The following is a 24,040-nucleotide window of genomic DNA, read 5'->3' on the forward strand; positions in this document are numbered from 1 at the left end:
GCTGTTTCAAATGCGAGGTCAGTCTCATCGGCTTTTGCGTTGCTGCATATTACCAACGGCGGTTGCTCGTTTTCGGGCGCGAACAGATGAAACTTGTGCACAGGTAAATAAGTGGATGAAGCTTGAAAATACATAAGGTCTCTCTGGGAGCGAATGAAACGAAGCAATCACTCTTGTTACGCCCGCCGTACATTCTGTTACATTGTAAACTTTATTTGCGCCTACCTACTTAGAAACCCAGTTTCTTTGTGTAAATGCGATCGGAAATTTAGGCAATAGTATGTTCGTCTCAACGGTAAACGGGCGATCGTATTTACCCCAATACAGGGCCGCCTGCTTCCTCCAATCGCAGCGTTTGTGTCACGTTTGCTGTTCATCTCACAAATTTAATCCTATGCACATATTCACAGCCGCAGATCGCACCTATATTCTGGGGTTAGCAGCACTTCTCAAGTCTGTAGATATCAATGTTAGCCAATCTGGGGATCAGCCTGTAAAAATTAGCATTGTATCTACTAGGATAGATTCACAGGAAAAGGAACAGTTACAGAATTGCTGCAAATACAAAATTGAATGGCAAGAATTGCAATCTAATTACGACCAACTTCTTTCGATATCAGGTTCTAAACTTCCTTACGTTAAATTGGAGCCGCGAAAATATACCAAGGAAACAGAAAGGCTGATTTGGCTCGACAGCGACACGATCGTTCTGGGGAACTTAGAGCCGCTGTGGAACCTAGATTTTCAAACTCTGCCGATAGCAGCCGCAGCCAACGTCTGGGGAAATCCCAACAATTATCAAGATCTAAACCCTTATTTCAATAGTGGTGTTTTAGTTTACAACATGAAGCTTTGGGAGGAAGAGCAACTGTCGGAAAAGTTGCTCCAAAACGCTATAACCTACGTTTGGGGCGATCGCGATCAAGGTGCATTAAATTCAGTTTTAGTGGGAAGGTGGAAGCAATTAGACCAAATATGGAACAACCACAAGACTGATGATATGTCAAGTAAAGTGATGCACTTTATGTCAAGACCGAAACCGTGGGAAAGCTCCGCCCCCAATCAATTATGGCTCGATATGTTGTCTCAGACACCGTTTAAGGACGAACTGGAAAAAATCCAAAATAAGTTTAAGGGGCTGTCGAGCTTTCACCTAAAATACCAAAGACTTGACAGGTGGTTGAGCGAACCGATACTCAAGTTTAAGAGTTACCTGAAACAACAAAAACGTTAAGGTCAATCGATTTTAGATTTTAGATTTTAGATTTTAGAATTGAAGCATTGAAGCATTGACCCCACGGATGAATCCGGGGGCTTGTATCCTGGATGCTTTCGGTCAAAATTGGTCTTTCATGCCGCGCAATCGAGCGAAGGTTTGCACTGGATCGCGGGTGTTGGCGGCTGATTGGAGGTTGGGAAAATCCCAGCGCAAAAATGGGTTTGTGCTTTTTTCGAGGCCGATCGATGATGGTATTGTAGGTTGCGATCGACTGCGCGCTTCCTTGACTTCGGCGAAGCGCTGCTGTAAATCGGGATTGTCGCCATCCACACTCAAGGCAAATTGCAGGTTGTTCAGCGTGTATTCGTGGGCGCACCAGACTCTCGTACTATCAGGCAAGTTTCGCAGTTGCCGCAGAGAGGCTAACATTTGGGCGGGAGTGCCTTCTTTGAGCCTGCCGCAGCCTCCAGCAAATAAAGTGTCGCCGCAGAACAACTCGCCGGTTTCGCTGGGGTTGTTGGGGGGGAAATAGTAGGCGATGTGAGCTTTTGTGTGGCCGGGTAGGAAGAAGACTTCGGCGGTTCTGTTGGCGAAAGAAACTCGATCGCCCGCTTGTAAAAACACTTGCTGTCCGGGTATTCTGCCTCTATCTTCTGCGCCAGCGTAAACTTTAATTTGGGGAAAGCGATCGATCAGTTCCTGATTGCCGCCTACGTGGTCGCTGTGGTGGTGGGTATTGAAAATTGCGGTTAATTCGGCTCCGAGTGCTTGCAGTTGCTCTAACACTGGCTGCGATCGCGCTGGATCGACGACTGCTGCTGTGTGGCTATCGGGGTCGTGCAGCAAGAAAATGTAATTGTCGGACAGTACCGGAAGCCGATAAACCTGCATAGAAAAGTGCCTCTCTAGGAAAAATATTATATAATTAAGTTAGTCTGAACGCTATCCGAAGGCTGATTGCAGATTTATTAAGTCCGCATATCTATCTTGGGAAGTAAAACTCTGATACGTTTCTGATACGTTATTTCTGCTGTTGAGCAAATTGATTTGCGGTCGGGTACGCACCATTTTTGGGTCATGAACTGCAATCGGCTTTAACTATTTTGGCATAAAAGCGATCGAATAAATGCGAACATCTCACAACAAATCGAACTTAACAATTTCTCAAAAAGTCGATCGGATTGTAGCGTCTGGCAAGATCACTCGCAGGGAACACTTAGTTTTGACTTCGGCTATCCTGTCAGATGATAAAATTTCAGAAGAGGATCGACATCAAATCAATCGGATATTTGATTATATCCAAATTGGTCGCCTCAAGTTTATCGAGTGAACAGAAAGACTTGCACAGTCAGCATCTATCTGGAGTGTAAAAAGCGTTTTTTAGGAGTGCGATCGTCCCGTCCCGCACAGCAAAGCCTATATATTTCGCTTTAATTCTCCGGCTCACGCGGAGTGTGAAAGCGTCTGATGTGGAAGTCTCAAAGTAACAAGGCTCTTGGCAATCCCAGCTACAAAAACAGGCAGAAGAAAATGAGTTCAGAAAAACAAACTATTTTGGTGACGGGCGGAGCTGGATATATTGGCTCTCACGCGGTATTAGCGCTGAAAAACGCCGGTTACGGTGTGGTGATTTTGGATAATTTAGTTTACGGTCACAGAGATATAGTAGATCAGGCTTTGCAGGTCGAGTTGGTAGTTGGCGATACGAACGATCGCACTCTTCTAGACAACTTGTTTGCTACGCACAAGATTGATGCGGTAATGCACTTTTCTGCTTACGCTTACGTGGGCGAATCTGTTACCGACCCAGCTAAATATTATCGCAACAATGTCATCGGCACTATTACGCTTTTGGAAGCAATGATCGCTGCTGGGGTGAAGAAATTTGTGTTTTCTTCTACTTGCGCGACTTACGGTGTACCGCAGAAAATTCCGCTCACAGAAGACCACCCACAAAACCCGATCAATCCCTACGGTGCTACTAAGTTAATGGTAGAAAGGATTTTGTCTGATTTTGACGCTGCGTATGATTTCAAGTCTGTTTGTTTCCGCTATTTTAACGCGGCTGGGGCTGACCCTAACGGGTTGTTAGGAGAGGATCACAATCCAGAAACTCACCTGATCCCGCTGGTGTTGTTCGCCGCTTTGGGGAAACGAGATTCGATCGCGATTTTTGGCACGGATTACGATACTCCTGACGGTACTTGCATTCGGGATTACATTCACGTTAACGATTTGGCATCGGCTCACATTTTAGGATTAGAATATTTGTTAAATGGTGGCAAATCAGATTTCTTTAATTTGGGCAACGGCGGCGGGTTTTCGGTGAAAGAGGTGATAGAAGCGGCTCGTCAAGTGACGGGAAAAGAGATTAAGGCTGTTGAGTGCGATCGGCGTCCAGGAGACCCGCCTTCTTTAGTTGGTAGCAGCAAAAAGGCGATCGAAACCTTGGGTTGGTCTCCTGAATATCCAGACATCAAGGATATTATCTCCCATGCTTGGCAGTGGCATCAAAAGCGTCACAGTTAGCATAAACTCAAATAAAACAAGTGCAAAAATTGAGTCAAAAATAATGTTAAACAGTCACAAAGATTTTTGTTTTTGCACCTTAGCTTTTGGGAAAAAGTATCGCGAATTAGCCAAACAACTAGCAGCCGACTTAGAAACTCATTCTCTAGGGACGATGCTAGTTGTTTGTACTGACTACCCAAATGACTTTCAAAATTTGACGAATGTTTTCGCCTTTAAAAAAAGTCGCGAAGGTGTAGATTATTGTTATAATGATAAACGATTTGCACTAAAAAAAGCCTTAGAATTATGCCGAGTGACAATCTTTGTGGATGCAGATACAAGAATCCTAGGAAAAGTGCCGGAGAGAGAATGGATGTCAGGAATTACTTGTAAAGGGTTTATTCCCATTCTAGAACATCCACCAAATCAATCATTGCCTGGGAGAAAAGAGGCAATTCATAAATTAGCAAAAAAGCTAGAAATACCCTTGAAAAAGGTAAGTTTTGTTCAAGAAAATTTGTTCGTAATTGCCAGAGACAATGGGAAAGAAATTCAGTTTATTCAAGAATGGGGAAAGATTGGAAGATTTTTTGAAGTGCAAAAAGTCAAAACAAAAGACGGTAATCCCATTGGGTTAGCAACTGCTAAAGTTGGGTGGAATATTCGTAATGACGGGTGGCAGGAACTCGCTCAAATTATGGAGCATTCTTTTGCTCATTGGGACTGGCAAAAAAATCAAGTAAGAACCTTTTGGGATAAAGTTGGGGAGAAATTGCAGTTTGAGCATTGGCAATATCTCTATCGGTTATTAAAAACACAGTTAATTGCCTTATTAAATTTCGATTTTTACTATCGCTAGATAAAAGATATGGAGAGAGGATTTATCACCATTTTAATTGGATTGTACTCATTTCAAGACTGCATACATTTTCTAGCTTCAGTCAGGAAGTTTCACAGCGAACCAATTATTATTTTAATAGATAGAGTCCCGCGATTTTTATATCCCTTACTTTTGGTGTTCGGAAATGTGAGATTGCAGGCCGCACCGAAACACGAAAATCCTGTTTTAGCATCGCGACAAGCTAAGCTGGCTTTGTATCAACAATCTCCTTTTGAGAAAACTATTTATCTGGACTGCGATATTTGTTTGCTATCGCCAATATATGAAGTTTTTGACTATCTTGATGAAGTAGATTTGCTGGTAACAGAAGACGTGCAGCCTGCGATTGCTAAAGCAGCAAATTTATTAAGAGTCAAGCAGGATATTCTGTCAACTTTGCAGTCTGTCGGGTTGCCGCTAAATGAAAATAGCATTCAATACAATGGCGGATTTATCGCTTTTACGAAAAGCAGTAAAACTCAGGAATTGTTCACAAACTTTAAGAAATATTTCGATAGGGTAGTGGCGCATCAAAATGTGCTACTATTGAAAGACCAAGGCGCTTTTGCGGCGGCTGTTGAATCGGTGAAACCGAAAATGACAACTTTGTCCCCGGTTTACAACTACTTGGATAAGTGGAAAGATGTTTATACGATCGACAAACCGATTAAAGTAATGCACTGCACTTATCCTTACCGCCCTCAGTACGCGAAGAACGTGACGCGATCGCTCTTTACTAGAATAGTCGATCGCACAGCTAAAATATTTTTACCAAATCAACTTAACAATCCCTGGCGTTTAAAATAATTAAAGTTTGTTATCAAACGGCATCAAAAGCAACAAAATTTCTGCAAAAATTAAAAATAAATTAGCCTCAACATACCCAAAAATTACTGAGAATAAGTATTGCTGGCTGGAATAACACTCCCAAGTGCATCACTGGGTTTTTTACCCAAATACTTCGTTGCTGTCCTTTCCCCTGGTTCAAACCCGGTTTCTTTGGTCTGGAGGGCGCCAGTCCTAATAGCCTTGACAAAAGCTCGGTTAAGCAGGAAAATCAAACCAAGGTTTTAAACAAAATACTCAGTGAAAGTTTCATTAGTAGTGAGCGATTTGTCAGGAGGAGGTGCAATTCGTGCTTTTCTCTTAGCTCAAGTCTTGCTCAATCTTAAATGTGATGTAGAAGTTGTTGGATTTCAGTGTGGCAAGGAATTGTATGCTATTCCTCCGCGAGACATCCCGGTATGTGCGATACCTGGTAAAAAATATCCGGGGTTTTTGATGGATGCTCAAAAACTTTTGAAAAAAATAGATGGGGATATTATTTATGCAGTCAAACCTAAACCTACAAGCTTGGGTTTATCACTGCTAAAAAAAATGGATACTAACCGCCCTGTGATTTTAGATATAGACGACTGGGAACTTAGCTGGTACGGCGGAGATGAATGGAAATACCGTCCTTCTTTTAAACAGCTTTATCGAGATATTTTTAAAGACAATGGTGAGTTGAGAGAACCCGATCATCCGCTGTATATTCAGTGGATGGAAAGTTTAGTTTCCCGCGCTGATGCAGTCACCGTTGATACTGAGTTTCTAAAACAGCGTTTTGGTGGCGTATATTTGCCTAATGGTAAGGATACTGCAATGTTCGACCCTGCTAAATACAATCCTGAATTGAGCAGACAGCGTTACGGCTTGTCCGGGTATAGAATCTTAATGTTTCCCGGTGCGCCGCGACCTCACAAAGGTGTTGAGGATGTTTTGATGGCCCTCGAACAGTTAAATGAACCCGATTTAAAATTAGCGATCGTCGGCGGGAGTCCTTATGATGATTATGATGATAAACTTGTGAAACAATGGGGGCGTTGGATTATTAAACTGCCAAGGTTTCCAGTGGAGACGATGCCGTCGGTTGTAGCGGCGGCTCATGTTGTCGTTGTTCCTCAGCGAGAAACTCTCACAGCCGTGGCTCAGTTTCCGCTCAAGCTGACAGATGGCATGGCAATGGCTAAGCCTGTTTTGTCTACGCGAGTGGGGGATATTCCAGCAATTTTAGGGGGAACGGGTTATTTAGTCGATCCGGGTTCTCCCGCTCAAATTTCACAAAAAATTCAATGGATATTTCAAAATTTGACAGCGGCTAATTTACAAGGAATGAAAGCTCGGGAAAGATGTGTGAAAAAATATAGTATTCAAGCAATGAAACCGATACTTTCAGATATAATCGCAGGTATGTAAATGTTATTTTAAACCGACTCACGGGAGGAAGAAAAGCTGGCTGTTATTAAAGAAGATTTTGAGAGGCCGTACTGTTTAGCTGGGAATGCTTCATGTCTGCCAATAAGCTACTCCTAAAATTTGCCAGACGATATCCCGGCAGGATTATCTTAACTGTGATGCTGGGCTTTTCTGGCGCTTTATTCAACGGTATCAGCACTACTCTGATTGTACCAGTGCTTTTAAGTTTTTTAGATCACGCTATCGAGCTGCGCGGCGCTCCATCTCTCATTAAAACTTTGATGTATCCCTTTGAGGGAATGCCCGAAAATCAGCGTTTAATGTTGATGACCGGGGCGGTTGTGCTGGCAATTTTTTTAAAAAATGTTGCGAGTTATATCAATACTTTAGTAGCTACTTCTCTGACGCGCTCTCTGACTTTTGATTTGCGAGAAGCAGGTTTGCGGTTGTTGTTAGAAGTAGATCTAGATTTTTACTCTAAAACTAAAGTCGGGGATTTAATTAATAGATTGGGCGGAGAGATTGGTCGGACTGCTAGTGCAGTTGGTACGGCCATCGGAATGTTTACTACGTCAATCACGGTTTTGGTTTTTGTGGGTCTGCTACTTTCTATCTCGTGGAAACTGACGGTGACAGCTACAGTTTTGCTGGCGTTAGTTGCTTGGGCAAATCAATATATTATTAACCGTTCCAAGCATTTTGGCCACCTGCTTTCTGAAATGTCGAAAGATTATTCGGTTAGGGTGCTCGAAACCATTACGGGGATTCGGCTGGTCAAGTCAACTGGGAACGAGGAAAGGGAGTATCAGCGGATCAAGCATTTAATTCAAAGGCGAGAACAAGCGGATTTTCAGGCTCAGGTAAATTATGCGGCGATCGCCCCAATTAACGAAGTTGTTAATTTGATAGTTATAATTTTGATTGTATTTATAGGTCGCACAATATTTGCGAATGAGATAGAGTCTATTGCTACAATTTTATTAACCTACTTATTGGTACTTTTTAGGTTAATTCCTTTAATTTCTCAGTTGAATAGCGGGCGCAGTCAATTTGCTAATACCTCGGCTAGTGTAGAGGTGGTTAATGATTTTTTGAGCTGCGAGGACAAGCCATTTATGCTCAACGGTTCTGTGCCTTACACTCATTTGCGATCGGGAATTCATTTTAATAAAATATCTTTTAGTTATCCTAACCACAAAAATTTAGTTTTGCAAGGAATTGATTTATTTCTACCTCACGGCACTACTTTGGCTTTGGTAGGAACTTCGGGTTCTGGCAAGTCAACTTTGGCAGATTTACTGCCGAGATTTTACGATCCTACTGAAGGTCATATCTCGCTAGATGGCAGGGATTTGCGCGAATTTGAGCTGAAAAGTCTCAGACAAGCGATGGGTATTGTTAGCCAAGATACGTTTTTGTTTAATGCTTCAGTGCGCGAAAATATTGCTTATGCTAAGCCCGATGCGACTGAGGAAGAAATTGTGGAAGCGGCGAAGGGAGCGAATGCTTACGAGTTTATCCAACTGTTGCCCGATGGGTTAGATACTCAAATTGGCGATCGGGGCGTGATTTTATCGGGAGGGCAGCGTCAGAGAATTTCAATTGCTAGAGCCCTGCTGCAAAACCCGGAAATCTTAATTTTAGATGAGGCAACGAGTTCGCTGGATACGGTTTCGGAAAGGTACGTGCAAGCGGCGATCGAGAAATTGAGCTGCGATCGCACAACGTTGGTAATCGCCCACCGCCTCTCCACAGTCCAAAAAGCCAACAAAATCGCCGTGATCGATCGCGGGCAAGTAGTAGAAATGGGTTCCCACGAAGAATTGCTAGCAAAAGGAGGATACTACACTCGCTTGTATTCAGTGCAATTTGCCGAAGAAACCGCTCGCGATGAAGCTCTAATTAGAGGTTCTTACGAAATTCGCACTCGCCTGACTCCCATGATAGCTTACCTCAAAATGCTAGTAGATGAAATGGTAGACTCTCCCGAAGAAAGAGACGAGTTAATCAGAGAATCATTTCACTCGGCTGCTAATATTTTCACGACTTTAGAATTTATAGAAAATACTATTAAGCGTCAGGCTGTTAAAAAGTAGTCAGTTGGCAGTTGGCAGTAGTCAGTAGTCAGTAGTCAGTAGTCATTAGTCATTAGTCATTAGTCATTAGTCATTAGTCATTAGTCATTAGTCATTAGTCATTAGTCAACAGTCAACAGTCAACAGTCAACAGTCAACAGTCAACAATTACTAATTACTAACTACCAATTACCATGTCCAAATATTATGTATTTTTTACCCGAAATATCTTGCCGCAACCCAATGTAGCCAGCTTAGTTCAAGTTGCACACTCTGCTAATGCCGCAGCAAATCTCGGTTATCCAGCAGTCTTGGTATACCTCCGCAAAGGCTGGAGTGCTTTGAATCCAGTTGATTTGCTTTTTCCTTTTCAACCCAGGAAACCCGATGACAAACTTGCCAAAATTTACAATATTCAAGATAAATTAAAAGTAGCAGATTTACCGATGCCGTGGCCGATCGACCTTTGGGACAGCAAGTGGACGAGTTCCAGTACAATAGTATCAAAATACTATTTACCGATTCACCTACTTAAATCAACTAAAATTGTCCACACCCGCGACTGGAACTTTGTCAAAGCAGCAGTTAAAAACGGTATTCTCGCTATCTACGAACAGCACCACCATGAAAACAAGCAATTTGAATCAGAAATCGTTCGCAATCCTCTCTTTCAAATTGCTGTAACTGTTGCCGATACTGTCCGAGAAAGCATGATTAAGAATGGAATGCCGCCGGAAAAAGTAATTACGCTGCACAACGGTTTTAACCATTTGTTTCACGCCCGACAAACAGAAGCTGCCCAGAATTGGCGACAGCAATTATTAGAAGATGACAGACAGCATTTAGCAGTTTATGCAGGGGGACTTTACCCGTTTAAAGGTGTTGATATGTTGGTGGATGTGGCTAAGGAACTGCCGCTGGTTCAATTTGCGATCGCGGGCGGTGATTCATCCCAAGTAACAGCCTACCAGCAATTAGCCCAATCCAAGCAAGTTAACAACATTAAATTTCTCGGCTACCTCCCTCAAAATCAACTGGCTAGCTTGCTGCAAGCAGCCGATGTTTTGACTCACCCTCACTGTTTGACAGAGGCTGCGACGTTCACATCTCCTTTAAAATTCTTCGATTATATGGCATCGGGAACTCCGATTGTAGCGACGGAGATTGCATCTTTAAAGGAATTTAAATCGGGAAATATAGCAGCAACTTGGTGCCAACCGGATAACCCGCACCAGTTCGCGCAAAGCATTCGAGATTGTTTAACCAAATATCCGAGGAAAAGCGAAGGCTATGCAGAAACATTGAATTTGGTCAAGCAATTTTCCTGGGAAAATAGGATACAAAAAATTATGGGTTATGTGGATGACCAAGTGCGATCGCAAATCATTCATTAATCCTCCTCCGATAATTTTAAAATCCGTAGGGGCGGGTTTTACCAACAATCATCGCCTAAAATTAATAATCTCATAAACCCGCCCCGCCCACACGCAAAAACCCGATTTATTATTAGATATGAACCAAAAAATCATCGGCACAATCACCACCTACCCAGGCATGAACCAAAGCGACTGGCTGTGGCAACAAACCCCCCAAAACTTCGGCAAATGGGGCAACATTCAAATGCTCGCTAACCACCCAGAACCAGACTTTTTACTCATGTATCAATTCGACTTTCCCCAACAGCCCAAAAAGCAATCGTGGGTCGAGAAAATACGTCGGTACAGGCATCAAAACCAAGAAAATGACGTTCGAGAAAAATTGCGCGGTGTCCCCAAGGAACGCATAATTTACCTGATCCGCGAGCCGCCATTACCAGAAGTAATTGAGATTACCAAAGCCAACTACGAACAAGCCAAACTTTATTGCGGTTACGTTTCCGGGCCCGACGACTTCGCCCCAAAACCCGATTATATGCCCGCGATTTGGTATCACTCTAACTCGTTTCGAGAACTCGATGAAATGCCTGCGCCGCCGAAAACTAAATCTTGTTCTTGGATTACTTCAGGTGTTAGCCGCAGCGCCAATCACCGCCACCGATTAGACTTTATTAAATTGCTGCGATCAGAAGAATTGGATTTTGACCTTTACGGGCGAAACTTGCCAACTTGGGCGCGCGGGAACGGCACTATGAACAATAAATGGCACGCTGTCGCGCCATACTATTACAACTTAGCTATTGAAAATTATGCCGAAAACGATTGGTATGTCAGCGAGAAGCTTTGGGATGCTTTGTTAGCTTGGTGTTTGCCAATTTATTACGGCGGTTCGGCGGCAGATAAATTGTTGCCGGCAGGGAGTTTTCTGCGGCTGCCGAGTTTGGATGAGAAAGGAGTAGAATTTATTAAAGAGGTTGTGGCTAATGCGGATTATTGGCATGAAGCCAGGGATAAAATTGCCGAAGCCAGACAAATCATTCTCCATGAATTAAACTTGCTCAATTGGCTGTCTAACTTTGCATCTTAGGAAATAGCGCCATGACAGAAAACCAAAATCAACCCAGAGAATACGATGCCGTGCTCGGCGGTGAATCTCAAGTGCCATTGGGTGCAGCCGTTTTAGGAGGGATTCCCGGCGTTAAGAGTCGTTTGGCTTCACCGATTGTCGAGGTGAAGATTGCTGCACTGTCTGAAGCGCTCAAATATGGAGATGCAGGTTTAGATTTAATAATGGGGGCACTGCAAGATGAATCAATGAAGGTGAAGTTGGCTGCATATTGGGTCCTGCAAAATAGAGAAGATTTAAAGGAAAAGTTGCATTTACCAAACTATTTGCCTATCTTTGAGTTTGATGTCATTACCGTTGATGCTGAAGGAACAGAAAATAGTCGTAATACGTCCTCTGCTCGCTTCTTCCCAGAAGACTTAGGTAACGGAGTTATGCTGGAAATGGTTTATATTTCAGGTGGCACATTTATAATGGGTTCGCCCGTAACAGAGAAACTTATAGATGATTTTGCAAGTCCGCAGCATCAAGTAACAGTACCCGCTTTTTATGCAGGCAAATATCCCATCACCCAAGCACAGTGGCAAGCAGTGATGGGAAACAGACCCTCCCATTTCAGAAGTGAAAAACGTCCTGTAGAACAAGTATCCTGGAATGATGCCGTCGAATTCTGTGGCAAACTATCGCAAAAAACCGGGAAAAAGTATCGCCTCCTGAGTGAAGCAGAATGGGAATACGCCTGTCGAGCCGGCACAACAACCCCATTTCATTTTGGGGAAACTATTACATTCAATCTAGCGAATTACACGCCCAATAAGTTCTGTCGTTTTCCAAAATCGCGAGTTAACCGTCGAAAAAAAACTAATGGCGGGAGTTTTCCTCGAACAACTAATGTCGGGAGTTTTCCTCCGAATGCTTTTGGACTTTACGATATGCACGGGAACGTTTGTGAATGGTGTAGTGATAGGCGGCACAGTAGCTACATCGACGCGCCTTGTGACGGGAGTTCTTGGGAAACTGGTACAGATGATAACCGAGTTCTGCGTGGCGGTTCCTGGGAAGATGATGCTTTCTATTGCCGTAGCATGAGTCGTTATTGGTATTTGTCAAGTCTTGGGAGCAAATACTGGGGTTTTCGCGTAGCCTGTTCTTTGGATATTCCTATTTCCTAGTTTTCCCCCGATCGCCCTTCTCTACCATTTTACTAAATGATTCGGCGGTTGAAACCGCAACGACACAAAGAAAGTCCGCCTTCGCGAGACTATAGATATGAATGGAATTTGCACTCTAGCCAACGATACAGTTTACGACCAACTAATTGCCTTGCTCAACAGTGTTGAAGTTATCTTAGGCTCAAATACTCCGGTCTGTATTTATCCTTTCGACGACCAGATACAGCAAATCCAAGCTGAAATTGTTAACCGTCCCAACGTCTTTATTTATGAAGATAGCGCATCTATTCAGCGATGGGACAAATTCATGGAAGCAGCCGCACCCGAGCGTTTGAACCGCAAAAAATTCCGGCTTTACGGCGCACACCGACGCTTTTGCGCTTTCGACGGCCCGTTTGACAAGTTTATCTACATGGATGCCGATACTTTGGTGATGAATTCCCTTGATGCGGTTTTTCAGAAGTTAGAGGAATCGGATTTTGTGGTTTATGATTTTCAATTTCGCGACCCCACTAAAGTCTACAATATTCAGTCACTAAAACTCCTCGAAGTTTTTGAGCAAAATCGGATCGACTCGGAAATATTTTGTTCTGGATTTTACGCCAGCAAGCAAGGATTGTTTGATATAAATACTAGGGAATGGCTGTTAGCTCAACTGCAATCGGGCGAGGTGGAAATTCTCTATGAAGGTGCGGGAGAACAGCCGTTGATCAATTATATGGTGATGAAAACGGGGATGAATAGCTATAATTTTGCTTATAGCCTCCCGGATGGCGAAAAAACTGGGTGCAGCGTCACTTCCAAACATTTTGAAGAGCAAGATCAGATTTTGTACGACAAGGGAAACCGACTTACTTACATTCATTATATTGGTGTGCCGCCGGATTTAATTCGGAGAGTTTGTGCGGGCGAAAATATTGAGTTTCCCTATCGCGATTTGTTCCTGCATTACCGCTATCTCCGCGAACCGTCCAAGCGTCCGATTTTTGCCCAAGCGCCAAAGTCTTATACTGAGGTTTCTGCGCCGAATTTGTTAAAAAGGGTATTGAGAAGGTTGAGGATAAATGTATGAGTCGCGGTATTTATATTGTTGCGAATGATAAAGTGCTCGAAAGCGCGATCGCCCTTTTAAACAGCATACGTCTGTACAATTGTCAAGTACCAATTTTTATGATTCCCTTCGACGACAATTATCAGCAAGTCGCAGCCGCACTCAGCAGTCTCCACGGGGTGCAATTGTTCCCAAATCTGGAGTTGGTGGAACAGTTTACCAGAGAAATTGGCCAAATGTTCGATCGCAACTTTTTAGCCCTCCCCAACAAAATGCGAAAACTCGCCGCCTGGTTTGGCCCCCTTGACGAATTTCTGTACATCGATACCGATATCATCGTCTTTGAAGACATCGCAGACAACTTAAACAAACTATCAGAAGTAGACTTTTTTTGCTGCGACTACCACCACCTCAGCGAAAAACTGCGAAATGTATTTTCACCCGCTGTAAAAGAACAGAATATCTTTACCGACTCACAGCTTCAAGATGTATTCAACAGCGGTTTTTGGGCTTCTAGAAAAGGAACTATTACAGAAGCGCAAATGTATGGAATTTTGCGAGAATGTTCGCAGCATCGAGAATATTTTGACTTTACTCAAAATGTTACAGACCAACCTCTACTAAATTATATGATTCTTAAGCTGATTCCCAAGCGCTGCAACCTTGTTAAAGATTCAGCAAGCGAACCGGGAAGCTGGGCTGGTTCCAAGCATTTTCAAGAAATAGATTATGTTCTTTATGACCAAGGCAAAAGGTTAAAATATATTCACTGGGCGGGAATAACAATTAAATCGGGTAGTCCTTATTGGAATCTTTGGAAACATTATCGTTATCTCAATGAGGAACCACCAAATTTCGTGCAAAAAATATTTCGTGCTTTCACTAGGTGAGGATAAAATCATATGTTGTCTTATTATCAACCAGCTTTCAAGAACAGGCAAGATGCCTGTTCCACAATTCATAAATTTGGGGGTGTTTTTGACACCAGACAAGCTTTGAAGAACAGGCAAGATGCCTGTTCCACAATTCATAAATTTGGGGGTGTTTTTGACACCAGACAAGCTTTGAAGAACAGGCAAGATGCCTGTTCCACAATTCATAAATTTGGGGGTGTTTTTGACACCAGACAAGTTTTGAATGAGTACAATTCTTCAATCTAAAATCTAAAATCTAAAATCTAAAATCCGATGACTGATGGCATTTATATTCTAGCAAACGATGTTGTTTTTGACCACTTAGTCGCTTTATTGAACAGCCTCGAAGTCAATGGGGCAAAAAATATTCCTGTTTGCATCATTCCCTACGATGATAACTTGAAAAAAGTGCGATCGCACATTTCCACCCTACGCAATGTCACCCTCTTTGAAAATACCGATTCCATCGATTTCTGGGAAGACTTTGCGACTCAAGCTTGGACATCTCACTGCAAGGCTCAAAAAGTTTGGCAGGCTAAAGGTTGGCGGCAAGTTCACTGTTTGGAAATGCACCGAAAATTTTGCTGTTTTGACGGCCCTTTTGACAAATTTGTCTATTTTGACTGCGACACTCTGTTAATGGGTTCTCTGGATTACATCTATCAAAAACTTGATGAATATGATTGGGTAGCCAACGATTTTCAATACAAATCAGACATGAATTATGTATTTGACTTATCCTCGGAAAGACTGCCCAATATTTTAAACATTAACCAACTGCAATCTCATATTTTTTGTGCGGGTTGGTTTGCTTCAAAAAAAGGCATTTTAAATCGGCATAACTCAAGCCAACTTTTAGATAAATTAACTTCAGGCGAAGCAGAAATTTTGTCTTTGCGCGGAACTGACCAACCTTTATTTAACTATTTAGTCGCCTGTAGCGACATCTCTTTTTATAACTTTGCTTATCGTCAACCTGCAGAGGTAACGGGCAATCATTGGTCTTCTCAATTTGATGTGATAGATTATGTTCTATACGATAAAGGGCGGCGGCTGACTTACTTGCACTACATGAGTATTTCGGCTGCAAAGTTTACTCGATTGTGTGCTGGCGAAGATATTGAGATTCCGTACCGAGATGTATTTCTGCACTACCGCTATTTGAATTCGCCGCAAACACAACCAAAACTCACGCCTCCAAATTTGCTAGTTCGCTTGCAGAGAAATCTCAAAAGTTGGGGAATTCAAAAAGTTAATAATGTTCAATTTAAGTTGCGGAATTTCTGGGATAGATAGCATCTAACTGTACAAAGACTGAATCCACTCCCATTCGCGCCTTAAACCTTCTTCTAAAGCAACCTGCGGCTGATAACCTAAGATTTTCTGGGCTTTGGACACATCCGCGCTAGTGTGCCGCGCGTCTCCCCTAGCAGCTTCAGTAAAATCTATCCGAATAGGTCGATCGACAATTCTCTCTATTGTATCAATAACTTCTTTCAAAACCACCCGACTTCCCCCACCAATATTAAAAACTTCCCCCGCAGCTTCCGCAACCTCAGCCGCCGCTAAATTTGCAGCAACGCAATCGCTGATAAAAGTAAAATCCCGCGTTTGCAATCCGTCGCCGAAAATTGAAATCGCCTCGTCAAACAAAATCGACTTAAAAAACTTGTGAAAAGCCATATCGGGGCGCTGTCTCGGCCCGTAAACAGTAAAATAGCGCAGCGAAGTAGTCGGAAGACCAAAATTTTTGTAATAAAGCCCACACAAACGTTCACCGGCTAATTTCGTAATTCCGTAGGGAGAAACCGGCTGCGGACAAGCGTTTTCATTCGTGGGAAAAGATTCAGCATTGCCGTAAATTGAAGAAGAAGAAGCATAGACAAACTTTTGCAATCTTGGCGCATCTTTAGCCGCTTCTAATAATACTTGAGTGCTGTTAATATTGCGATCGGTATAGCTGCGAAAACCATCGCCCCAGCTAGCACGAACTCCTGCTTGCGCCGCCTGATGAAATATTACCTTAGCATCAGATAAAAGACCTCGCCAATTTAGAGACAAAATATCCCCTTCCACCAATTCAAAACCCGGATACTTTTCAAATCGTGCAATATTCTTGCGCTTGAGATCCGGATCGTAATAATCGTTGAACTCATCAACACCGATCACAGTGTCCCCTCGATTTAAAAGAGTTTCTACTAAGTTAGAGCCAATAAATCCCGCCGCACCCGTAACAATAACAATACTCATTAGATTTTAGATTTTAGATTTTAGATTTTAGATTTTAGATTTTAGATTTTAGATTTTAAAAGTTTTACACTAATTATTGCCTAAGTTGTCATCTTCTTCTTTCTATTCCTCTGCGTTCTCTGCGTTCTCTGCGGTTCAAAAAGCATCAAATAGGATAATCTTAGATAACTATCAACCCCCTTGCTTCTCACAAAAGAGGTTGATAGTTAACTTTCATTGTTCAAAAGAATCTAAATCCAGCGCTTGGGAACCTCCGCGTTCTAACTCGATCAAAAGCTTACCTAGCTGAGTCCAAACTAGCCAGCCAGTGAGTACCGTCAGTGGCAAAGCTAGGGCATAACAAAGTAGTTTTGGGAAGCCAAAAATCTCCATCCCAGAAGCTAAAAATACACAAATACCGCCCGCCATTCCCAGAAAAGGTATGACCAATTGCAGCCTTGGCAGATTAGCCAAGGTGCGAGTAGAACGATTTTTAGACCATTGTTGTACCGATTGTTTGAGAGTTGCTTCAAATGCTACGCCGGAAGCCATACCTGCTAGTAATCCAGCCGACATTAAAAAATAGGGAGGTTCTGGAAAATAATACACGAATAATTCCTTAATTTGGGTAATTGGAAGTTGGGAATGGGGAATTGGGAATGGGGAATTGGGAATTGGGAATTAGGAATGGGGAATGGGGAATTGGGAATGGGAATGGGCAAGAGTAGAATTATTTTTCTTCCTTCTTCCTTCTTCCTTCTTCCCTCTTCCTTCTTCCTGACATCCGTTACATCCGTTACATCCGTTACAGAATCCGTTGCCGAACTTCCTTCTTCCTTCTAATTAAAATCGAGTTAGCGCGGCTGCTCCTGCTGTGGAAAACTCCGTCAAAGCGCCTAGAGCAACGTTGAACAGGCGACTGGGCTGCAAATCTTCCTTGACTAAGTTCCACAGGCTGCGAACTTCTTCGGTGTGGATTCGATCGTCCTCAATCAAAGCTAACATTAGCTGGCGTCTCAAAAACGAGCCTTCCTCGGACAGCAAAAATTGCAAGCCTAGTTGTGCTGTGGGGAGCAAGTCGAAACTGCGATCCGATCGGGCGATCGCGATCATGTCCTCTAACCTGTTCCACTGGAATTTGCCATCTTTGAATAATACCTCAATCAGTCGCCGCCGCAGTGCCGGAGATTCTCCGTTCAACAAACGCCGCGCTACATAAGGATACGCCACCTCGACTATCTTGAAATTCGGATTCAGCGTCAGGGCCAAACCTTCTTCTGTCACCAGAGAGCGAATAATTAAGGCAAATTTCGCCGGCACCCGGAAAGGATAATCGTACATCAACTCCGAAAACTGGTCTGTAATCGTCTTGAAGTTAAAATCTGACACCTTTTCGCCGACGATATCACCCAGTACAGATTCCAACGCCGGAACGATCGGCATAATATCTGTATCTGGTGTCAAAAAGCCAAGTTTGACAAAATCCTTGGCTAATTGTAAGTAATCTTTGTTGATCAAATGAACGACAGAATCAACCAAAGTTTCTTTAGTTGTTTCTTCCATCTGATCCATCATCCCAAAATCAATGTAAGCCATGCGGCCGTCCGCTAAGGCAAACAGATTTCCCGGATGAGGGTCAGCATGAAAAAATCCGTGTTCCAGCAACTGCCGCAAACCGCTGCGGACTCCGACTTCAATTAAACTATCGGTATCCAAACCTGCGGCTTTAACACTTTCCATATCTGTCAGCTTGATGCCGTCAATCCATTCGAGAGTCAGAACGCAGTTTGAAGTATAACGCCAGTAAATGCTCGGAACTTTTACTGTCGGGTCGTCGGCAAAATTTGTAGCAAATTTCTCGGCGTTGCGGCCTTCATTGATATAATCAATTTCCTCGAACAATTTGATACCGAATTCATCGACGATCAAACAAAGGTCGTGACCGAGATTCAGCGGCAACAAGGGGCCCAACCATCCAGCGGCCCAGCGCATTAAATAAAGGTCAAGGCTCAAGACTGGCAGCAAATTCGGTCGCTGAACCTTGACTGCTACTGCTTCCCCGGTGAGGAGGCGAGCTCGGTAGACTTGACCAAGACTTGCCGCGGCGACAGGTTCGGGGGAGATTTCGCTGTAGGTTTCGCTAATTTTGCGATCGAGTTGCGCTTCAATAATCTCGAAAGCGCGCACCGAGTCAAACGGCGGCAATTGATCCTGAAGTTTGATCAATTCTTCAAGAAAGTCTTTGCGGATCAAATCCGGTCTGGTAGAAAGGGCTTGACCGACTTTAATGAAAGTGGGGCCCAAGCGAGTGAGTATTTGTCGCAGGTGGGCGGCCCGTTCCGGCTGGTGTGCTGCGACTTCGTGCTGCCAACTGTCCCACAGCATCCCTAGCACAAAGCCTGCCAAAGACCAAATAACGGTTATTGCGCGCCAAATTGCTTTCCAAGGACGGTTGCGGTAATACTGAGCGATCGCTTGTGGATCGTAGCGTCTAGCCTGAGTGAATTGATACTGAGGCACTCGTTTATTTTCCTCTTATCTTCTGAAAATTACAGGTTAAATTGAGAATTGGGCATCGGCCATCGGGCATCGGGCATCGGGCATCGGGCATCGGGCATCGGGCATCGGGCATCGGGCATTGGGCATCGGGCATCGGGCATCGGGGATTAGAAGTCGAAAGTTCCAACATTCTTTATTCTTTATTCTTCCTTCTTCCTTCTTCCTTCTTCCTTCTTCCTGAAATCCGTTACATCCGTTACATCCGTTACAGAATCCGTTGCCGAACTTCCTTCTTCATCATTGACCGATCGCATTTCAAGTTTTAGGCGAGCGGAAAATGCACCCGTTCGAGGCGGATTGCTAGCCTAAATTTGTTTCTTTTCATTAAATATAGTACATAAAAGTACAAGTGATCAGTCAAAATACTTAACAGCTCTCCCTGACCGCTGCACATTCTCGCAGCAATGCAACCCTGCAATTCTTTTCTCCTCCTGCATTTCCCTCGCTGATGCCATCGCGCCCAAGCTACCGGATGCGATCGGCCTTTGCCAAGCAATCTTTCAGACCATAAATCGTCCGCTCTTGTTGATCCCTCGACAGTTCCGGGAACATCGGCAAAGACAAGACTTCGCGACAAACTTGCTCAGCCTGTGGCAATTGACCGGCAGAATAGCCCAAAGATTTGTAAACAGGTTGCAGGTGCAAAGGTAACGGATAGTAAACCATCGAACCGATGCCAGCTTCCTGCAACTGAGCCCGCACCAAGTCCCGGAAATTGCCAGAGGAATTTTGCGCCTCTTCTGGACTTGTCAGCCGGATCGTGTATTGATTCCAAACTCCTTTTGCTTCCGGCAATTCTTTGGGGACGGCAACTCCGGGCACGCGGGAGAGAAATTCGCTGTAAAGTGCCGCTTTCTCCCGCCGTTGGGCGTTCCAACTGTCGAGATACCGCAATTTAATGCTGAGAATCACCGCTTGCAGGGCATCTAAACGGCTGTTGTACCCGATTTCTTCGTAGAAATACCTAGAAGACTGTCCGTGTTCTTTGAGCACTCGCATCGAAGCTGCGAGGGCAGGATCGTTTGTCGTCACCGCGCCACCGTCACCGCAAGCGCCTAAATTTTTGGTCGGATAAAAACTGAAGCAGCCGACATGGCCGATGCTGCCGACTTTTCGAGACTGCCACTCGGCCCCGACAGATTGGGCGCAATCTTCAATTACGGCTAAATTGTGTCGAGTCGCAATTTCCATCAACCGAGTCATGTCTACCGGTTGACCGAAGATGTGCACTGGCATAATTGCCTTGGTTTTGTCGGTAATTGCCGCTTCGAGGAGCTCGACATCCAGATTAAAAGTATCGCTGTCAATATCGACAAATACTGGAGTTGCGCCGACGGCGCTAATTGTCTCAGCCGAAGCAAAAAAGGTAAAAGGAGTGGTAATCACTTCATCGCCAGGGCCAATTTTGAGAGCTCGCAAGGCCAAAATCAGCGCATCCGTGCCAGAGTTACAGCCAACGCACTCGGAAACTCCAGTGTAGTCGGCGAACTCTCGTTCAAAACTCTTCACGGCCGGGCCGCCTACGTAGCCGCCAGAGGCAAGCACTTTTTGCACCGCAGCGGTTATCTCGTCGCCAATCTGGGCGTATTGGCGGGTTAAGTCGAGGGGGGGAACATTATTCACTCTTCACACCATAAATTTCAAGCATTATCAAAGCAAATTCTTGCAGCAAAACTGTTTCTCAGAAACCTTTATTGCAATATCTTATATTTGGACAGTCAAACAATCACATTATCGAAAGGGTGGGCCGGTGTTAATTCTGCTAGATTTTACAGATTTGGGTTGGGCTTTGGGGATGGTGGCGATCGCGATCGGGCTTTCGGCGTGGCAGGGATTGGGATTGGAGGGGGCGATCGCGATCGCGGCAGGGCGCACCCTGATCCAGCTAATCTTAGTCGGGTACGTGCTCGCAGTCGTATTTGATCCGGAGGGAAAAAATCCTTGGCTGGTTTTAGCAGTTTTAGCAATCATGCTGACAACAGCTAGCATGGTTGCCAGCAACCGCATCAGCAAAAAAATCAAGAACTTACTGCCCTTAGTTTGGGGTTCAATTTTTATCAGTACGGCCTTGACTCTCGCCTATACAAACTTGCTAATTTTACAACCTGACCCTTGGTACGAACCGCAATACCTGATTCCCTTAGCGGGTATGATTTTGGGCAATGCCATGAACTCCGGGGCGATCGCGGGCGAAAGACTTCTCAGTACAGTTAATAGCAGCCAGTTAGAAATAGAAACGCATTTAAGTTTAGGTTCGACGCCGCAGCAAGCAGTAAAACAGTACCGCAAAGATGCCATCAAAGCTGGATTAATCCCGCTCTTAAATACAATGACGGTGGTAGGAATCGTAAGTTTACCCGGGATGATGACAGGTCAAATGCTGAGCGGTGTCAGTCCTCTCGATGCAGCATCTTACCAAATTTTGATTATGTTTGTGTTAGCGCTGGCAACTGTAATTGCAACTTGGCTGTTGACTGAGGGATTGTCCCGGAAGTTTTTCAATCAAGATGCACAATTGATAAAATGGTAATTGTTAATTGGTAATTGTAGATGTAAATTGATTATGATTACCGTAGTGGCGGGTTCACCAATGTCTCCCATACAAATGATAAATATCATAAACCCGCCGCGCCCGTGACTTTATCGACCACAAGATCCGGTCGGGAGAGGTTTAGGGAATATCGGGCTGATCTTACTCAGCAGATCCAATGATTGGAATTAATCGTTCCTCGATTTCATCAATATAGGCTGTTAAGCCTGTATGAACACCTTTTTCTCGCAGATATTCCAGAGGCGTCTCTTCCCAGCACTGTTGTTCGCGCTCCATTCTGCCACCTGTTAGCTTTTCGACAACAACTTTAGGATTTCTAATGCGATCGGGTTCTGTCAATGAGTTAGAGCGTAGTCTGTGTGACTCCTCACAAGGATTAAACGTCAATTCGGTCGTTATCTCTTGAAGAATTTGTTTTTCCTGTTGATTAGATGGAATAAACCCATTCAAAACCCAGGCTTCCCGCATTCTGTCGGGTGTACCAATAATAATTGCTAATTTAGGTTGTTGATCGATCTGTTCTAAACGTGCTTGCTCGATATGTTCTCTTCGCTGAGGTTGATTGTCTAAATCACGCATAAAAATAACGGCTTTAATATCTCTCTTTTGTTTGTGTTGTATAAAGCTGATTAACTTCATAATTTTATTAGCTGATTGACCATCCGTTTTAAACCTTCCATTTGATCTGATGGTGGGGAATTTAAATTGATCGGAAAAACGTTTAGTTATATCATCGATATTTTTCCAGCAAGAATTGTCTGTGCCAGCTTCTAAACCACTCCAGTGAAATAGATGTTGCAGCATCTCAGGTTCTAACCAATCAATTTTTTCTACTAAAACGCGATCGGCTAATTTAGTAGCGGTTCTTGCATCTGCGCTACTTTCCACAATCACCACAAACTCAATCATTTATTTCTCCTGCAACCACCCAATCTTCTCCCTCCGCATCCCAGAATTCTCCGGTGGTTAAAGTTTGTTTTGCCCATTCTACATCAGGATGTTCATCCAAGCGTTTGCAACGAGTCACACCTGAATTGTTGTTACTTAATACATGAACTTGAGAAGGAATAAGTTCATCGACAATGTAAGGAGAATGTGTCGAAAAAATAATTTGCAGGTTGCTGTTTTCTTGAATAATTTCCTTAAAAACAGCGATTAATTCTCGTTGCGCTTTTGGGTGGAGTCCCTGTTCGACATCATCTAGTAACACTAAATTAGGTTGATTGGGATTCATCAAAACAGTCAATAATCCGAGAGCGAGCATTGTTCCTTCGCTAATAGCATGGGCTGGAATACGCTTACCAGTATTCATATCTAGGACAACTTCTTTCCCTACAATTTCCTGACTTTCTTCGTAGGAGATAGATTTGCCATCGACTTCGATTAAGCGTTGGCGATTGACCATAACTTTAGCTCGCCTCACCCCTACCTCGCGTACACCTGGTACAATCCGTTTCAACATTTTCTCTAAAGATTGAAATTTATCTGGAGCTTCGTCACGAAGATAGTCTAAGGTAGGTGCTAAGCCTGAACCATCGAACTCAACTCGCGGTGTAATTGCATCACTGTAAGCTGCTTTAGCAAGATTACTGGCTACGAGCTTAAGATGAACTGCGTTTCTCAAAAATTGCTGAATTGGCTCTTCCGTAGTGATGAAGGAAGTTTTAGACATTACTTTCCTATCTTCCTGGTTTTTATCGGCCTTCCATGATGCTGTAGGATACCAAGAATGATTAACTTTTTGTATCCAGTTATAGGAAGCTTCCCAATTATTTCGCTCGGGGTTTTTCCAAAAACCAGTTGCAGTAACAGACATATTATCTTGCCCAATTGTTGTAATAAATTGAGGCGCTCTTTCATGCTGAAAAATATTGTCAAATGATGAATTAGCAAGCCGACTGAGATAATGCAATGCTTGCAAAACAGATGTTTTACCAGAACTGTTTTGTCCTACGAGTGCGTGTAGGCGTGAATTATCAAAATTAAGTTCTGTATTTTGATGACTTTTGAAGTTATGAAGTTTGAGCTTTTCTAGCATTTGATTGCTAATATTATTTTATACAGTTTGATTGCCGAAATTGTAGTGTGTGTTCGGATGTTCTAAGTTGTTGGCGCGGATCTAATTTTAACTATCCTGTTTCTTGAAACAATGAGTGGGGCGTTGCTCCTAGCCCGCCCCAAAAACTAAAATTAAATGCC

Annotated in this window: 23 protein-coding genes; 16 read left to right on the top strand and 7 right to left on the bottom strand. The window is 43.5% G+C overall.

Annotated features, from left to right (window positions below):
* The first annotated feature begins 280 nt into the window (after nucleotides 1-280).
* On the top strand, nucleotides 281-1,234 hold the full coding sequence (locus tag QUB06_RS05235; protein WP_333434405.1) for a glycosyltransferase: 954 nt from the start codon (nucleotides 281-283) through the stop codon (nucleotides 1,232-1,234).
* A 102-nt stretch (nucleotides 1,235-1,336) separates the two neighbouring features.
* Here QUB06_RS05235 and gloB read toward each other — a convergent pair whose 3' ends face one another.
* The gene (gloB, locus tag QUB06_RS05240) at nucleotides 1,337-2,110 is read right to left on the bottom strand and encodes a hydroxyacylglutathione hydrolase (RefSeq protein ID WP_333434406.1); all 774 of its coding nucleotides are present in this window, start codon (nucleotides 2,108-2,110) and stop codon (nucleotides 1,337-1,339) included.
* 235 nt (nucleotides 2,111-2,345) lie between these two features.
* Here gloB and QUB06_RS05245 point away from each other — a divergent pair, with 235 nt between their 5' ends.
* The 13 genes from QUB06_RS05245 to QUB06_RS05305 all read left to right on the top strand — a co-directional run bounded on the left by QUB06_RS05245 (nucleotide 2,346) and on the right by QUB06_RS05305 (nucleotide 15,798).
* A complete protein-coding gene (locus QUB06_RS05245; RefSeq protein WP_333285563.1) occupies nucleotides 2,346-2,549 on the top strand; it encodes a hypothetical protein in 204 nt (67 codons plus the stop codon).
* Nucleotides 2,550-2,749: 200 nt separating this feature from the next.
* Nucleotides 2,750-3,748, top strand: coding sequence for a UDP-glucose 4-epimerase GalE (gene galE, locus QUB06_RS05250; protein WP_333434407.1), 999 nt, complete (start codon nucleotides 2,750-2,752; stop codon nucleotides 3,746-3,748).
* 196 nt (nucleotides 3,749-3,944) lie between these two features.
* Nucleotides 3,945-4,589 (top strand): hypothetical protein, encoded by a 645-nt coding sequence (locus QUB06_RS05255; protein ID WP_333434408.1) that lies wholly within the window; start codon nucleotides 3,945-3,947, stop codon nucleotides 4,587-4,589.
* A gap of 9 nt (nucleotides 4,590-4,598) precedes the next feature.
* On the top strand, nucleotides 4,599-5,417 hold the full coding sequence (locus tag QUB06_RS05260; protein ID WP_333434409.1) for a putative nucleotide-diphospho-sugar transferase: 819 nt from the start codon (nucleotides 4,599-4,601) through the stop codon (nucleotides 5,415-5,417).
* A gap of 279 nt (nucleotides 5,418-5,696) precedes the next feature.
* Nucleotides 5,697-6,848 carry a glycosyltransferase family 4 protein gene (locus QUB06_RS05265; protein WP_333434410.1) on the top strand — a complete coding sequence of 384 codons (1,152 nt, stop codon included), beginning with the start codon at nucleotides 5,697-5,699 and terminating at the stop codon, nucleotides 6,846-6,848.
* A 92-nt stretch (nucleotides 6,849-6,940) separates the two neighbouring features.
* The gene (locus tag QUB06_RS05270) at nucleotides 6,941-8,944 is read left to right on the top strand and encodes an ABC transporter ATP-binding protein (RefSeq protein ID WP_333434411.1); all 2,004 of its coding nucleotides are present in this window, start codon (nucleotides 6,941-6,943) and stop codon (nucleotides 8,942-8,944) included.
* A gap of 173 nt (nucleotides 8,945-9,117) precedes the next feature.
* On the top strand, nucleotides 9,118-10,317 hold the full coding sequence (locus QUB06_RS05275; RefSeq protein WP_333434412.1) for a glycosyltransferase: 1,200 nt from the start codon (nucleotides 9,118-9,120) through the stop codon (nucleotides 10,315-10,317).
* A 118-nt stretch (nucleotides 10,318-10,435) separates the two neighbouring features.
* Complete coding sequence (locus QUB06_RS05280; protein ID WP_333434413.1) at nucleotides 10,436-11,386, top strand: glycosyltransferase family 10 domain-containing protein; 951 nt, start codon at nucleotides 10,436-10,438, stop codon at nucleotides 11,384-11,386.
* A gap of 11 nt (nucleotides 11,387-11,397) precedes the next feature.
* The gene (locus QUB06_RS05285; protein WP_333434414.1) at nucleotides 11,398-12,537 is read left to right on the top strand and encodes a formylglycine-generating enzyme family protein; all 1,140 of its coding nucleotides are present in this window, start codon (nucleotides 11,398-11,400) and stop codon (nucleotides 12,535-12,537) included.
* A 97-nt stretch (nucleotides 12,538-12,634) separates the two neighbouring features.
* A complete protein-coding gene (locus tag QUB06_RS05290) occupies nucleotides 12,635-13,609 on the top strand; it encodes an Npun_R2821/Npun_R2822 family protein (RefSeq protein WP_333434415.1) in 975 nt (324 codons plus the stop codon).
* On the top strand, nucleotides 13,606-14,478 hold the full coding sequence (locus QUB06_RS05295; protein ID WP_333434416.1) for an Npun_R2821/Npun_R2822 family protein: 873 nt from the start codon (nucleotides 13,606-13,608) through the stop codon (nucleotides 14,476-14,478). The genes QUB06_RS05290 and QUB06_RS05295 overlap by 4 nt, the downstream gene beginning before the upstream one ends.
* Nucleotides 14,479-14,490: 12 nt before the next feature.
* Entirely contained in the window at nucleotides 14,491-14,748 is a 258-nt protein-coding gene (locus tag QUB06_RS05300; protein WP_333434417.1) for a hypothetical protein, read from the top strand.
* A 27-nt stretch (nucleotides 14,749-14,775) separates the two neighbouring features.
* Nucleotides 14,776-15,798, top strand: coding sequence for an Npun_R2821/Npun_R2822 family protein (locus QUB06_RS05305; protein WP_333434418.1), 1,023 nt, complete (start codon nucleotides 14,776-14,778; stop codon nucleotides 15,796-15,798).
* Nucleotides 15,799-15,801: 3 nt separating this feature from the next.
* Here the strand turns inward: QUB06_RS05305 and QUB06_RS05310 are convergent, their stop codons facing one another.
* Together QUB06_RS05310 and QUB06_RS05315 are read right to left on the bottom strand one after the other, a co-directional pair.
* Nucleotides 15,802-16,752, bottom strand: a complete 951-nt coding sequence (locus QUB06_RS05310) for an NAD-dependent epimerase/dehydratase family protein (protein WP_333434419.1) — start codon at nucleotides 16,750-16,752, stop codon at nucleotides 15,802-15,804.
* Between the two features lie 213 nt (nucleotides 16,753-16,965).
* The gene (locus QUB06_RS05315) at nucleotides 16,966-17,340 is read right to left on the bottom strand and encodes a hypothetical protein (protein WP_333047934.1); all 375 of its coding nucleotides are present in this window, start codon (nucleotides 17,338-17,340) and stop codon (nucleotides 16,966-16,968) included.
* Between the two features lie 36 nt (nucleotides 17,341-17,376).
* Between QUB06_RS05315 and QUB06_RS05320 the strand changes: the two genes are divergently transcribed.
* Entirely contained in the window at nucleotides 17,377-17,574 is a 198-nt protein-coding gene (locus tag QUB06_RS05320) for a hypothetical protein (protein WP_333434420.1), read from the top strand.
* On the opposite strand, the gene QUB06_RS05325 is transcribed toward QUB06_RS05320, so the two are convergent.
* Together QUB06_RS05325 and QUB06_RS05330 are read right to left on the bottom strand one after the other, a co-directional pair.
* Nucleotides 17,575-19,251, bottom strand: coding sequence for an AarF/ABC1/UbiB kinase family protein (locus QUB06_RS05325; RefSeq protein WP_333434421.1), 1,677 nt, complete (start codon nucleotides 19,249-19,251; stop codon nucleotides 17,575-17,577).
* A gap of 504 nt (nucleotides 19,252-19,755) precedes the next feature.
* Nucleotides 19,756-20,913: a DegT/DnrJ/EryC1/StrS family aminotransferase gene (locus QUB06_RS05330; protein ID WP_333434422.1), complete on the bottom strand. Its 1,158-nt coding sequence runs from the start codon at nucleotides 20,911-20,913 to the stop codon at nucleotides 19,756-19,758.
* A gap of 127 nt (nucleotides 20,914-21,040) precedes the next feature.
* Here QUB06_RS05330 and QUB06_RS05335 point away from each other — a divergent pair, with 127 nt between their 5' ends.
* Complete coding sequence (locus tag QUB06_RS05335; RefSeq protein ID WP_333434423.1) at nucleotides 21,041-21,820, top strand: ABC transporter permease; 780 nt, start codon at nucleotides 21,041-21,043, stop codon at nucleotides 21,818-21,820.
* Between the two features lie 162 nt (nucleotides 21,821-21,982).
* Here QUB06_RS05335 and QUB06_RS05340 read toward each other — a convergent pair whose 3' ends face one another.
* Both QUB06_RS05340 and QUB06_RS05345 read right to left on the bottom strand, forming a co-directional pair.
* Nucleotides 21,983-22,750 (bottom strand): hypothetical protein, encoded by a 768-nt coding sequence (locus QUB06_RS05340; RefSeq protein WP_333434424.1) that lies wholly within the window; start codon nucleotides 22,748-22,750, stop codon nucleotides 21,983-21,985.
* The gene (locus QUB06_RS05345) at nucleotides 22,743-23,879 is read right to left on the bottom strand and encodes an AAA family ATPase (RefSeq protein WP_333434425.1); all 1,137 of its coding nucleotides are present in this window, start codon (nucleotides 23,877-23,879) and stop codon (nucleotides 22,743-22,745) included. Before QUB06_RS05345 ends, QUB06_RS05340 begins: the two co-directional genes overlap by 8 nt.
* Nucleotides 23,880-24,040: the final 161 nt, after the last annotated feature.

It is taken from the genome of Microcoleus sp. D2_18a_D3 (assembly GCF_036702455.1).
Taxonomy (GTDB): Bacteria; Cyanobacteriota; Cyanobacteriia; order Cyanobacteriales; family Microcoleaceae; genus Microcoleus.